Raw genomic sequence first — 13,419 nt, 5'->3', positions numbered from 1 at the left:
TGGGGGTCCCCCGGGGGTGCGGGGCCACGCCCGCCCGCCTCCTGCGCCGGGCCGGGGGGGGCCCCCCCGGGGGGGCCCGGCCCCCGGGGGGCCCCCCCCGGCCCCCCCCCGGGGGGCCCCCCTTCTCGTACGTACGGGGAGGTCAGCGGTTCGACTCGACCGTGACCTTCTGGTCGTTCTTGATCTGCTCGACCAGCTGCTTCACCTTCGGCATGTCCCACTTCAGGGAGCCCTGCGGCGCGCTGCCCGCGATCGGCATGTTCATCGACTTCCCGTCGCCGCTGTTGATGCCCTTCATCGCGAAGAACATCTGGCCCAGGTCGTACAGCGACATGTCCTTGTCGACGATCAGCGTGTCCAGACCGGCGCCGAGCGTCGGGTACAGCGCGAACGGGTTGAGGATCGTGCCCGGCGTCGCCGCCTGGTTGGCCAGCGCGGAGAGGAACTTCTGCTGGTTCTTCGTCCGCTGGAGGTCCGACTCGGCGAAGGCGTACCGGGTCCGGACGAAGGCCAGCGCCTGCTCGCCGTCGAGGGTCTGGGTGCCCGCCTGGAAGTCGGCGCCGGACTTCTTGTCCTTGAAGCCCTTCTCGATGTTCAGCTCGACGCCGCCGAGCGCGTCCACGATGTTCGCGAAGCCCGCGAAGCCGATCTCGGCGTAGTGGTCGATGCGCAGCCCGGTGTTGAACTCGACCGTCCGCACCAGCAGTTCGGGGCCGTCCATCGCGTAGGCGGCGTTCAGCTTGGAGCCGCCGCGCGCCGGGAACGACTTGCCCGACTCGGAGCCGACGAAGTTCGGGATCGTCACCCAGGAGTCACGGGGCAGCGAGACCATCGTGTTCCCGCTGGAGCAGGCCGCGAGGATCATCATCGAGTCGGTCCGCTTGCCCTCCGCGGAGCCGGTGTGCAGCTTCTTCTTCTCCTCGGCGGTCATGCCCTCGCGGCTGTCCGAACCGACGATCAGATACGTCGTGCAGTCGCCCTCGGCGGGCCGCTCGATGACCTTGGAGAGGTCCACCTCGTTGCGCATCCGCGAGCTGGCCCACGCGTAGGTGCCGACGCCCCAGACGAGGGCGCCCACCACCAGGACGATCGAACCGATCTTGATCCGCTTGCGCCAGTCCGGGGCGGGCCGCCCGGGACGGCCGCCGCCGGGGCCCGGCGCGTACTGCGGGGGCACACCGCCGGGACCGCCGCCCTGGGGACCGCCGCCCTGCGGGCCGCCGTAGACCTGGCCCGAGCTGTAGCCGGAGTCGTAGCCGGTGCCCTGCGCCTGGGTGAAGCTGGGGTTGTAGCCCTGGTCGGGGTTCGGGCGGTGCCCCTGGCCGTAGCCCTGCCGACGGCCCTGGCCCTGGCCCTGGTCGTAGCCCTGCCCCTGCCCTTGGCCCTGGCCGTAGCCCTGGTCGGGGCGCGGCGGCTGCTGCGGCATCTGCGGTCGCCGCACATGGCTCATCCGGCGCGGTCCCTCGGGCTGGGGGGTCGCGCCGCCGCGGCCGTAGCCGCCGTCTTCGGGCCAGTCATTCATGCGGACCAGTGTGCCGGTGCGGACTTCACCGGCGACAGGCCGGGTGGAAGATAGGACCGGTGCTGTTGCCAAGCTGATGCAAACCCGACCGAACGGCGACGGACGGCGAGCCCGGCATATGGTGGAGGGCATGACAGATCAGGGCGATATCCCGGGCAAGCCCACCTCCGCCTCCCGCACCACCCTCAGCCACATCATGACCAGCCACGACACCAACCTCCTCGGTACGGTGCACGGCGGCGTGATCATGAAGCTGGTGGACGACGCGGCGGGCGCTGTCGCGGGCCGTCACTCCGGCGGCCCGGCCGTCACCGCCTCGATGGACGAGATGGTCTTCCTGGAGCCCGTCAGGGTCGGCGATCTGCTGCATGTGAAGGCCCAGGTCAACTGGACCGGCCGGTCCTCGATGGAGGTCGGCGTCCGGGTCCTGGCCGAGCGCTGGAACGAGTCCACGCCCGCCACCCAGGTCGGCTCCGCGTACCTGGTCTTCGCGGCCGTCGACGCGGACGGCAAGCCCCGCCCCGTCCCCCAGGTCGTCCCGGAGACCGAGCGGGACAAGCGGCGCAACCAGGAGGCCCAGATCCGCCGCACCCACCGCCTCGCCCGCCGCCAGGCGATCAAGGAACTCCGCGAGCGCCGCGCGGCGGAGGGCTACACGGACTGAGGCCCCCGTCCGCACGCCCCGGGTTCCGGGCAGCCCCTACGGGCACGCCCTTACGGACACGCCCCTACGGGCAGGACCTTCGCGGGCACACCCGTACGGCAAGCCCCTACGGGCACACCACCCGGTCCCCCGTGACCGCCTCGAACGGGCCCGTGCGGCCCGTCTCCTCCGCCCGTACCGCCGTCACCCCCCGGTAGTCCGCGCCCACCGTCACCCGCAGCGTCCCGCCGCGCCCCGGGACCGGCCGCAGCTCCGCGCCCGGCAGGGCCGCCGCCAGGGACTTCGCCGAACGGTCCCAGCGCGGGTCGTACTCGACGAGCGTCCGCGCCTGCTCCCGCCCCGCGCCCGTCATCGGGGTCCGGGTGGTGTCGAAGCCGGTGCCGCGCAGGGCGTCGTCCACCTTCCGGCCGAGCCCGTCGGTCCGGGTGCCGTTGTAGACCTGCACACGGATCGTGCGCGGCGCCACGTCCACCACGACCGCCTTCGGAGCCTTCGCCGAGGTCGCGGGGCGCGCCGGGGCCAGCGGCCGGTCCTCCCGGAGCGCCTGGAACAGCTTCTGCGCCTTGGCCGCGTCCCACTTCACCGTGGAGCCGATCCCCTTCACCGGGAAGCTCATGTCGCCGATCGGCACGGACACGAACTCCGACGACGCCGGGGTGAAGCCGTGCATCGCCTTGGCGAGCGCGAGCAGCTGGTCCGTGCCGAACTCCTCGTCCGCCCGGACCGAGCTGAGCATGGTCGTCGCCACCTCCCGGAACCGCACCGGGTTGAGCAGCACCCCGCCGTCGCTCATCCGCTCGATCAGGGCCGCCATGAAGCGCTGCTGCCGCTGCATCCGCCCGATGTCGGCCGCGCCGTCGATGTGCCGGGAGCGCACGTACTGGAGGGCCTGGCCGCCGTTCAGCTCATGGGTCCCGGCGGGCAGATCGAGCCCGGTGTACGCGTCCTTCAGCGGCCGGGTCGTACAGATCTGCACCCCGCCGACCGCGTCCACGGTCCGCATGAAGCTGGTGAAGTCCAGCTCCAGATAGTGGTCGATCTTGACGCCGGTCATCGACTCGACGGTCCGGACGGTCAGGCCGGGGCCGCCCTCCGCGTACGCCGCGTTCAGCTTCACCGGATGCGCGTGGTGCTTCTTCCCCGAGGTCAGATCGGTGTGCTCGGGCATCTCGGCGTACGAGTCGCGGGGCAGGCTCACCACGCTCGCCCGCTCCCGGTCCTCCGAGATGTGCACCAGCATCACGGTGTCGGTGCAGTGGCAGGGCGCCCCGCCGAGCCGGTACTTCGCCCTCTCCTCCGGGGTGATCCGGTCCCGTCCGTCGGTGCCGACGACGAGCACGTTCATCCCGTGCCCGCCCTGCGGCCGGTTCTTCATGTCCTTGAAGGGGTCGACCCGGGTGATCCCGGTGTCGAGCCCGGTCACCACGGCGTGCCCGATGCCGCCCGCCGCGAGGACCGTGACGGAGAGCGCCGTCGCCATCCGCATTCCCCACCGGGGGCGCCCGCGCCTCCGCCGACGGACCGGCACGGTTCGGGCGGCGGGCCGTGGACGGGGCGTGCGGGGCGGTGCGGACAAGGACGGACACCTCCGCGGGCGGGACGTGGGGAACCGGAAGAACGGTAGGCCCATACGATCAGAGCAGGGGAGCGCCACTCGTGCGGGCGCGCCCGGTGTCCCCCGTTCGCGGTAACGTGGCGGCAAACCACCGTCTTACCGGGGGGCGACCCCCGAACTCCGAGGAACCATGCTGCCCCCCGTCTCCGTGATCATGCCGGTCCTCAACGAGGAGCGGTACCTGCGCACCTCGGTTCGTCACATCCTGGAGCAGGAGTACGACGGCGAGATGGAGGTGGTGATCGCGCTCGGGCCGTCCACGGACCGCACCGACGAGATCGCTGCCGAGCTCGTCCGCGAAACCGCTTCGGACACGCGTCGTGTCCAGACGGTGCCGAACCCCACCGGCCGCACACCTGCCGCGCTCAACGCGGCGATCCAGGCGTCCCACCACCCGATCGTGGTACGCGTCGACGGCCACGGGATGCTCTCCCCCGGCTACGTCTCGACCGCCGTCCGGCTCCTGGAGGAGACCGGCGCGCAGAACGTCGGCGGGGTGATGCACGCCGAGGGCGAGAACGCCTGGGAGGACGCGGTCGCCGCCGCGATGACCTCGAAGATCGGCGTCGGCAACGCGGCCTTCCACACGGGCGGCGAGGCGGGACCGGCCGAGACCGTGTACCTGGGGGTGTTCCGCCGCGAGGCCCTCGAACAGCAGGGCGGCTACAACGTGGAGTTCATCCGCGCCCAGGACTGGGAGCTGAACTTCCGCATCCGCGAGGCCGGGGGCCTGATCTGGTTCTCGCCGGAGCTGCGCGTCCAGTACCGCCCCCGCCCCTCGGTGCGCGCCCTGGCCAAGCAGTACAAGGACTACGGGCGGTGGCGCCATGTGGTGGCCCGCTACCACCAGGGTTCCATCAACCTCCGTTACCTGGCCCCGCCGGCCGCCGTGTGCGGGATCGCCGCGGGCCTGGTCGTGGGCGCCGCCCTCACCCCGCTCGGCTTCCTCGTCCCGGCCGGCTACCTCGCCGCGATCGCGGCGGGCTCGGTCCCGGCGGGCAAGGGCCTGCCGCTCAAGGCCCGGCTGCGGATCCCGGTGGCGCTGGCGACCATGCACATGTCCTGGGGCTACGGCTTCCTGACGAGCCCCCGGTCACTGGCGCGGAAGGTCATCGCGAGCCGCCGCCCGGCGGTGCGCGCCGACGAGACCGAAGCGGTCTGACCCTCCGGCACCGCCCGCGCGTGACGGCTCCGGTGAGACCGGGGTGCGACCGGCTCCGGTACGACCGGGGCCGCACGGCCTCCCGTACGACTCGGGCGCGAGGTGTCACGCACGACGGCCGGGCCCCCTCGGAGGGGGCCCGGCCGTCGTGCGTGTGCGGGGGAGGGGGAGCGGGTCAGCTCTTCCCGTCCCAGCGGTAGACCGAGTAGATGTCCATGCAGGTCGTCTTGTCGTCGGCGCCCTCGGGCAGGTCGCCCGCCTTCGCCGCCGGGGCCTTGTAGGCGGAGCCCTCGCGCCAGTCCGCGCCGACGACGAGGGCGATGCCCTCCGTCTTCGCGTCGGCCCTGACCTTGCCCTCGGGGACGCCGAGGGCCTTCGCCACGGAGACCGCGTTCGCCTTGGCCCGGTCGCCGCCGGACTTCGGGTAGAGGACGACGGTGTCCTCGCGGGGCGTCTGGTCCGTGATCGCCGCGGCCAGGGTGAAGCCCTTGCCCGCGAGGACCGTGGCGATGTCCTTGGCGCGGCCCCCGACGGCCATGTGATCGGTGCCCGCGGTGCCGTTGGAGACGGTCACGGCGAAGGAGCCGGGATCCTCCGCGACGGCCTTCGGCTTCGCGGACACGGTCGCCTTGGGCTTCTCCCCGGCGGCCTTGCCGTTCTTGTCGAAGGCGATGTCGTCCCGGAGCATCGACCACATCTTGTCGGCGGCCGACTCGATCATGACGACCTTGTTCTTGTTCTGGGACCACTCGGTCGTCGGGACCGTCGCCGTCGTCAGCCGGTTCATCTTCACGTTCTTGAGCTGCATCGACAGATCGAACAGCTTCTTCACGGACTTGAGCTCGTCGGAGACCTGGAGCGCCTTGGTGGCGGTCTCGGCGAGGCCCATCAGCTGGCCGGTGTCGCTCCAGGCGTCCTGCTTCTGGAGCTTCTCCACCATGCCGTTGAGGTACATGTGCTGGGCCTTGGCCCGGTTCTGGTCGCTGCCGAAGGCGTGCCGGGTGCGGAGCCACTGGAGGGCCTGCTTGCCCTTGACCTCGGTGGTGCCCTGGGACAGCTTGAGACCGGAGCCGCCCTTCACCATGCGGGTCGGCTTGTCGTGGACGCCGGTCTTCACACAGACGGGGACGCCGCCGACCTCGTCGGCCATCGCCACCACACCCGCGAAGTCGATCATCATCCAGTGGTCGATGTAGATCCCGGTGAGCTTCTCCCAGGTGGTGAGGGTGCAGCCGGGACCACCGCGCGCCAGCGTCTCGTTGATGGGGTCGTCGACCGTCGCCCGGTAGGTCTGGGCGCCGTCCTTGCACTCCGGGATGGGCACGATCGTGTCGCGCGGTATGGAGACGATGGAGGCGTTCTGCCGGTCCGCCGAGACGTGCAGCAGCATCTGCACATCGGCCAGCGGCTTGCTGTCCCGGAGGTCCTTGCCGCCGCCGAGCGCCACGTTCTTGGCGTCGGCGCGGCTGTCGGAGCCGATGAGCAGGATGTTCAGCGGGGTGTCGCCCAGCGCGTTCGGCGTGGCCTTCTTGACGCCGCTCTCACCGCCCGCGCGGCTGCCGCCGCGGATGTTGCTGTTCAGGTGCTCGTAGTACAGGTATCCGGCGCCGGCCGTGCCGAGTATCAGCACCGACATCGTGATCGCCACCCAGCGCAGCACCTTGCGCTTGCCCGCCTTCTTGGCGCGCCGGGAGCCGCCGCGCCGGTGGCCGGACCGGCCGCCGCCCGCGTCGCCGCCCGTGCCGCCGCCCGCCGTGCCGCGTCGCCGTTCGGCACGCGTCGGGCCGGAGGCACCCGCCTCGTCGGACGCGCCGTCGCCCGCGCCGGTGGCTCCACCGGCGTCGTACGGTTCGTCGTCCCAGCCCCGTTCACGAGCGCGCGGAACGCTGTCCCGCGTTCCCTCCCCGCGCACGCTGTTCTGTCCCACCCCAGGTCCCCTCGTCAGTCAGGCGCGCGCCGAGCCCCGGTGTTTCCGGGTCACTTGGCGCACACCTGCTTGTCAGCTTCTACCTTCACGACGTCCGGTGCCTTCACCGGGCCGTTGACGGGCACCCCCGCGCCCTTGAAGTCGGCGCCGAGGACGAGCGTCATGGGCTCGCGCGGCGCGGCGTCCTGCGTGCCAGGCTTGAGTGCCGTGGCCGGAAGACCCATCATGTCCGCGAGCTTGCGGGCCTGATCGGCCTGGTTCGGCGCGTAGGCGAGCGTGGTCCTCGCCGCCTTCTCCGGGGCGTTGCTCCGGTTCGTGGAGCGGTTCACACCCTGCTCGTTCTGCAGCCAGTTGATGGTCGACTGGGCCGCTCCCCGCACTCCGCTGCCGTTGTAGACGTCGACGCGCACGTCGGCGGCCTCGGCGCGGGTGCCCTGGAGGAGTTTCGCCTGGGCCTGCGCCTGGGCGTTCTTGGTGTCCTGGGCCTTCTTCTTCACCTCGGTCAGCGAGACGTCGTTCTGGAGCGCGGCGAAGAGTTCCGGTGCCTGTGTCGGGTGCGGCACCACGGTGATGGGTTCGGGCTCGTCCGGGTTGTCGATCACCGGGAGCGTCGCGAACGAGATGTTCTTGGTGTCGATCCCGGAGAGCTCTCCGGCCATGTCCTGGAGCTTGACGAGGGAACCTATGCCCTTGTCGACGGTGAGCGCGTTGGTCGCCGCCTGGGCGAGGCTGTACAGCTTCGCCGGGCTGGTCAGCGTCTCGCTCGACTTCAGCTGCCGGATCATCGAGCTGAGGAACTGCTGCTGGATCTTGATCCGGTCCAGGTCGCTCTTGTTGCCGAAGCTGGACCGGGTGCGGACGAAGGCCAGGGCCTGCTCGCCCTGGACGACCGACTCCCCGGCGGGCAGCTTCAGATGCGACTTCCGGTCGTCGACCGGCTTCTCGACACAGACCTTCACCCCGCCGACGGCCGTGGTCAGTTCCTTGACGGCGTTGAAGTCGACCATCATGAAGTGGTCGACGGTCAGCCCGGTCAGCTCCTTGACCGTGCGCATGGTGCAGCCCGGGTCGCGGCCGTCCTGGCCGAGGCTCACGTTGAAGCGGGCCTTCTCCTGGCCGGGGATCGTCAGGATCTTCCCGTCGGGCTGCCGGGTCTCGCACTCCGGGATCGTCGTCATCAGGTCGCGCGGGATGGAGAGCGCCGTGGCGTTCGTCCGGTCCTTGGAGACGTGGAAGAGGATCGTGGTGTCCGCGTGGCCGGGGCTGTCCTTGTCGCCGTAGCCGTCGTTGCCCTCGCCGGTCCGCTTGTCCGTGCCGATGACCAGGACGTTGAAGGCCTCGCCCTTGCGAAAGCCCTTGCTCTCGGTGCCGACGGTGTCGATGACGGAGATGTTGCCGTCGAGCTTCTGGTAGATCAGATACGCGCCGGTGCCGCCGCCCACCAGGACGAGGGCCATCGTGCCGCCGGTCCACAGCAGGACCTTCTTCCTGCGGGACCCGCCCTCCTTGGGCCTGCGGCGGCTCGCGGGCGGCTGCTGGCCGCCCCCGCCCTGCTCGCCCACCCGGCGGCGGCGCTGTCCGGGCACGGGCGCGGCGGCCGGGGTTTCGACGGGCGGCCCCGCGGGCACGTGTCCGGTGGATCTGTGGGTCGTGGCGGGCGCCTGCGACTGCCCAGCGGAGTGGTCCAGTCGCAGTTCGTAGTTGCCCGTTCGCGGGTTGAGGACCCACTGGTCGGCGGGATCGATGTCGTCCGCCCGTCCACGGCTGTGCGCGTCCACGGTTCCTCGAGTCCTCCGTCGGTGCCACGCGAGGCACCTCCCCCACAGGGCGCCGCTCTCCTGGTCGTTCGATCCTCGGCGAGTGCGACCACGCGGTACGGGTGCACCGGATCGCGTCACACTATCCGCCCAGTTCAGCGTGGGGCGACGCGCGTGACAAATTCCACGCCCCTTACAACCGGGCAATTTGCTCAAACCTCATCCCTCCCCGCCCTCCCCTTGGTCCGCCCTTTACCCGTGGCCCTCGTGGCACCCGCTAGGAACACACCCCTTCCGCCGCGTTCCGCCCCGTGAAAGTGGGCGTCACGGAGGGCGCGGGAGCGTCCGCGCCGTCGGGCTTCCCGTCGGTCCCCGGCGTCTTCCCGGTGCTCGGGGTCACCATCACGGGCCTGTCCTCCCGGAGTTCCCTGAAGAGCTGGCTCGCCGCCGGCTGTACCAGTTCGTCCCGGTTCGCGTCGTACGAGTAGGGGCGCCGGGGAACCGTGAGGAACTGCACCTTCTCCGTCGGGATCGCCCGCATCGAACGCGCCAGGTCGTAGAGGTCCCGCAGCGAGTCGAGGCCCGGGTCGGTCGTGATCGACCGGGTGGCCGCGTCAAGAACCGGATACAGCTTCGCCGGGTTCAGCAGCACCCCGTCGCTCTGCACCTTGTTGACGAGCGCGCCGAGGAACTGCTGCTGCCGGTCCATGCGTTCCGTGTCGCTGCCGTCGCCGATGGACTTCCGCGCCCGGACGAACCCCAGCGCCTGCTCGCCGTGGAGCGTCTGACGGCCCGCGGGCAGCTTCAGCTTCGCGTCCGGATCGTCCACCGGCTCCTTGAGGCAGACCTCCACCCCGTCGACCGCGTCCACCATCTTCTTGAAGCCCCGGAAGTCGATGACCATGTGGTGGTCCACCCGGACGCCGGTCAGCTTCTCGACCGTACGGATCGTGCACGCCGCCCCGCCGAACTCGAAGGCCCAGTTGAACTGCGAGAACTGCTCCCGGGTCCGGCTCCCGTCCGGCTTCAGACAGCCCGGGACCGTCACCATCAGATCGCGGGGCAGGGAGACGGCGGTCGCGCTCGTCTTCCCCGCCGCCAGGTGCAGCAGGATCGTGGTGTCGGACCGCTGGGTGCCCTCGTCCTTGCCGTACGGGCTGTTCCCGGCGCCCGCCCGGGTGTCCGAACCGATGAGCAGGATGTTCCGGGCGGCGGAGGTGCCCGCGGGCGGGCGCTCCTTCTCGTACTTCCGCAGTTCCGCCTCGGCGGTGGTGTCCGTGGTGATGTTGCCGTCGAGCTTCCGGTAGAACCACCATCCGACCCCGGCGGCGCCCAGCACGACGACCGAGACGCCGAGCGCGGTCCACCGCAGCCAGTGGCGTCGGCGCGGTGCCGGAGGGGCGTCGGACGCCGTGTCCTGCGCCTCCGGGGGATCCGGTTCGGCGGGCGAGCCCGCGCGGTCCGTCACGTCTGAGTCCGTCCTTCGTCGCGTCGGCGGCGCGCCGGGCGACCGCCGGCCGTAGAGGGAGACGGCAGAACCCGGGGCGTGGTTGTGCGGAAGGAGTCGACTCCCCCCGGCCGATCATGTACCGGCGGGGGCGCGCGGACCGGGGGGCTCGGCGCGTCGATCGGCCGAACGAGTGGGGTTTCGCCCGGCCCGGGCCGCACCGGGGTGAGCGGGGGGCGGGCGCCGCTGGGGGCGTGCGGGCGCGTACGGGGATGAACGCGCACGGGCGCGCGGGGCGCGGCCGGCGTGTCTTCGGCCGGGCCGGGTGTGCCGGTGTTCCTCGTCGGCGGGGCGAGGGGCGAACGCGAGGGGCGAACGCGAGGCGGGTGCGACCGTCCGCCCGCCGCTCGCTTGTCGTGGTCGTCGTGGGCCGGGCTGCCGTGGGCCGGGCCGTCGAGGTCCGGACGGCCCGGGTCCCGGCCGGGCGGGGGACGGCGGAGGCGTCCGGGGCGTCCGGGGATTGGCGGAGGCGTCCCCGGCGGCGGGGCCCGGGTGATGCCCCGATGCCCGTCCGCCCGGGGCCGCCCGGAGAGGGGCGCCGGGCGGGTCAGACCGCCGTGACCGTCACCCGTTCGCTCTCCACCCGCTTGGCCAGCGCGTCGGCCGCCGACCGGTCCAGGTTCCGGCAGAGGACCACGGAGCCGCCCGCCGCGAGGGGCGCGTACAGACCGGCCGACAGTCCCTCCCAGTCCCCGTATCCGAGTCCGGACAGCAGCCGCGAACCGGCGGTCAGACCGCGCTCCGCCGCGTCCGCGCGGGCCCGTTCGACGAGCTGCGCGCCGCTGAGCTCCGTACCGTCGACGACAAGGGCCGGAGCACCCGGGGCGACCGGGACGAACGGTGCGAAACGGTCGCCCTGGCTGGGTACTTCGACCGCGTAGTCCGCGTACCCGGCGGGCACCGCGGGGAACCGGCGGCCCAACGGGGCCAGGGACAGCGCGATCCGCTCCCCGGAGCAGGCGAGCCCCGCCTCCAGCGAGTCCGGCCCCGCGACCACGACGTCCGCGTCCGCCGGGTCGCCGCCGATCTCCGCGGTCACCCCGACGGAGGAACAGGCCAGCAGCCAGACGGCGGTCTGCCAGTGCGCGGGCAGCAGCAGCGCCAGCCGGTCGCCCGGCGCGGCGGACAGCTCGCCCTGGAGCAGGTTCGCCGTCTTGGCCACCCAATTGGCGAAGGTGGCGACGGACAATTCCACCCGTTCACCGGTGGCGTCGTCGTAGAAGGTGACCAAGGGGCGGGCGGCGTCCGCGGCGAGCGCGGATCGCAGCAGGTCGGCGGGGGTGCGGTCGCTGGCGTTCACGCCGGACAGCGTACGCGGGCGGGCCCGGCCGGGTCCGCCGTACCGGTGACGCCGTCCACCGGTCGGCCCGACGGCCCGTCAGCCTCCCGGCCCGCTCCCGGCGCGCGGAACGCCCCGGAGGTCCGCAGGATCGGCCCATGCGTGCCTCACTCGCCTCCTCGATCGCCGTCGCCTGCGCTGCGGTCCTCGCCCTGCCGGTCTCCCTCGCCGCGCCCGCGACGGCCGTGGTGTCCCCGGCGGCCGGACGGCCACCGGGGGTCTCGGCGCTGCCCCCCGCACCCGAACTCCCCGGCTCCACCCAGTCGCTTCCGCTGGCCCCGCTCGGGCCCGCCTCGCGCGCGCTGGGCGGCGGGCCCGACGGCACGGCCGAGCAGGGCCTCGCCCGGCGTGACGTCAGGCCCTTCTCGCTCGTCGGCGTCGTGTGGGACGACCCGAAGGCCGTCCTGCACGGCACCGTGCAGGTCCGCACCCGGGCCGCCGGAACCGGCACCTGGTCCCAGTGGCAGGACGTCGAGACCCACAACGAGGAGCACGGCGCCGACCCGGACACCGCCGAGGGCGCGGACCGGAGGCTCAAGGGCGCCACGGCCCCGCTGTGGGTGGGCGACTCGGACGGCGTGGAGATCCGCGTACGGGGCGAGGAACCGCTCCCCGAGGGCCTGCGCCTGGAACTGGTGGACCCCGGAGAGTCCCCGACGCCGGACGGGGAGGCGGGTACGGCGGACGCGCCGGACGCGGAGGCGGGTGCGGAGACGGGCGCGACGGCGGAGGCCGGGGCCGATTCCGGCACCGTGACCGACTCCGGGACCGGCCCGGCCGTGACGGCGGAGACGGAGACCGGTACCGGTACCGGCCCCGACACCGGCGCGGAGGCGGAGGCGGAGACCAGTACCGACGCACGGACCGGTACGGACGCACGGACCGCCGCGGACGTCCCCACCCGCGCGGCGACGGGACCGCTCCTCTCCCCGGAGCCCCTCGCCCCTCCCGCCTCCCTCGGCCAGCTCGGCGAGGGCATCGCCGCCGAGGCGGCGACGAGTGCGGTCAACGCCCACCTCGCCCCGTACGGCTCGGCCTGGATCCCGGCCGTGTCGAAGGAGGCCGCCCAGGTCACCACCCCGTTCCTGCCGGAGACGGGCGCGGCGACGGCCGAGGCGGCCGAAGTGGCAGGGGCGGCGGGGACGGCAGGGGTTGCGGCGGGCATGGCTCAGACGGCGCAGGCTCCCGCCGCGCGGCCCGCCGCGGCAGCCGCCCAGCCGTACATCGGCCCCCGCCCGAAGATCATCACCCGTAAGGGCTGGGGCGCGGACGAACGGCTCCGCGAGAAGGGCTTCGTCTACACGAAGACCGTCAAGGCCGCCTTCGTGCACCACAGCGCCACCGGCAACAACTACACCTGCCGTCAGGCCCCCTCCGTGCTGCGGAGCATCTACCGCTACCACGTGAAGAGCAGCGGCTGGCGGGACTTCGGCTACAACTTCGCCGTCGACAAGTGCGGGAACGTCTACGAGGGCCGGGCCGGTGGCGTGGCCAAGCCCGTCCTCGGCGCGCACACCCTCGGCTTCAACACCAACAGCATGGGCATCGTCGTCCTCGGCACCTTCGGCAGGACCACCCCGCCCGCCGCCGCCGTGACCGCCGTCGCCCGGCTGACGGCCTGGAAACTGGGGCTCCACGGAGTGAACCCCAAGGGCACGGCGTACCTCGTCTCGGGCGGTGGAAACCGGTACAAGAAGGGTACGCGTGTACGGTTCAACACCATCGCGGGACACCGCGACGGATTCGCCACCGAGTGTCCCGGCGCCCGCCTGTACGGCAAGCTCGGCACCGCCCGTACCAGCTCCGCGAAGTACCAGGGAAGGCGCTGATGGGGTCATCGGGGCAACCATCCGCATAAACTGACCGGTCACATCGCACGGACGACCGGGACGGGCGAGCCGGCCGGCCCCGAACAGGAAGCAGAGA

At 72.4% G+C, this 13,419-nt stretch carries 9 protein-coding genes; 3 read left to right on the top strand and 6 right to left on the bottom strand.

Annotated elements, in window-relative coordinates; all coding sequences use genetic code 11:
• Positions 1-142: 142 nt before the first annotated feature.
• A complete protein-coding gene (locus ACIO92_RS30990) occupies positions 143-1,522 on the bottom strand; it encodes an LCP family protein (RefSeq protein WP_401238239.1) in 1,380 nt (459 codons plus the stop codon).
• A gap of 130 nt (positions 1,523-1,652) precedes the next feature.
• Between ACIO92_RS30990 and ACIO92_RS30985 the strand changes: the two genes are divergently transcribed.
• Positions 1,653-2,186 carry an acyl-CoA thioesterase gene (locus tag ACIO92_RS30985; RefSeq protein WP_366443785.1) on the top strand — a complete coding sequence of 178 codons (534 nt, stop codon included), beginning with the start codon at positions 1,653-1,655 and terminating at the stop codon, positions 2,184-2,186.
• 106 nt (positions 2,187-2,292) lie between these two features.
• On the opposite strand, the gene ACIO92_RS30980 is transcribed toward ACIO92_RS30985, so the two are convergent.
• Positions 2,293-3,672: an LCP family protein gene (locus ACIO92_RS30980; RefSeq protein ID WP_366443784.1), complete on the bottom strand. Its 1,380-nt coding sequence runs from the start codon at positions 3,670-3,672 to the stop codon at positions 2,293-2,295.
• Positions 3,673-3,931: 259 nt separating this feature from the next.
• Between ACIO92_RS30980 and ACIO92_RS30975 the strand changes: the two genes are divergently transcribed.
• Complete coding sequence (locus ACIO92_RS30975) at positions 3,932-4,963, top strand: glycosyltransferase family 2 protein (RefSeq protein WP_402059022.1); 1,032 nt, start codon at positions 3,932-3,934, stop codon at positions 4,961-4,963.
• Between the two features lie 175 nt (positions 4,964-5,138).
• Here ACIO92_RS30975 and ACIO92_RS30970 read toward each other — a convergent pair whose 3' ends face one another.
• The 4 genes from ACIO92_RS30970 to ACIO92_RS30955 all read right to left on the bottom strand — a co-directional run bounded on the left by ACIO92_RS30970 (position 5,139) and on the right by ACIO92_RS30955 (position 11,454).
• A complete protein-coding gene (locus ACIO92_RS30970; RefSeq protein WP_401238642.1) occupies positions 5,139-6,599 on the bottom strand; it encodes an LCP family protein in 1,461 nt (486 codons plus the stop codon).
• Between the two features lie 341 nt (positions 6,600-6,940).
• A complete protein-coding gene (locus tag ACIO92_RS30965; protein WP_366443782.1) occupies positions 6,941-8,668 on the bottom strand; it encodes an LCP family protein in 1,728 nt (575 codons plus the stop codon).
• Between the two features lie 256 nt (positions 8,669-8,924).
• Positions 8,925-10,115: an LCP family protein gene (locus tag ACIO92_RS30960; RefSeq protein WP_366443781.1), complete on the bottom strand. Its 1,191-nt coding sequence runs from the start codon at positions 10,113-10,115 to the stop codon at positions 8,925-8,927.
• Positions 10,116-10,701: 586 nt separating this feature from the next.
• Positions 10,702-11,454, bottom strand: a complete 753-nt coding sequence (locus ACIO92_RS30955) for a TIGR03089 family protein (RefSeq protein ID WP_366443780.1) — start codon at positions 11,452-11,454, stop codon at positions 10,702-10,704.
• 137 nt (positions 11,455-11,591) lie between these two features.
• On the opposite strand from ACIO92_RS30955, the gene ACIO92_RS30950 reads away from it, so the two are divergent.
• Positions 11,592-13,322: a peptidoglycan recognition protein gene (locus ACIO92_RS30950; RefSeq protein ID WP_402283756.1), complete on the top strand. Its 1,731-nt coding sequence runs from the start codon at positions 11,592-11,594 to the stop codon at positions 13,320-13,322.
• Positions 13,323-13,419: the final 97 nt, after the last annotated feature.

Origin of the sequence: Streptomyces sp. NPDC087215, assembly GCF_044744885.1 — a bacterium.
In the GTDB taxonomy this organism is placed as follows: Bacteria; Actinomycetota; Actinomycetes; order Streptomycetales; family Streptomycetaceae; genus Streptomyces.
Note: the sequence above shows the minus strand (reverse complement) of the source record. Positions and strands in the feature narration are given on the sequence as shown.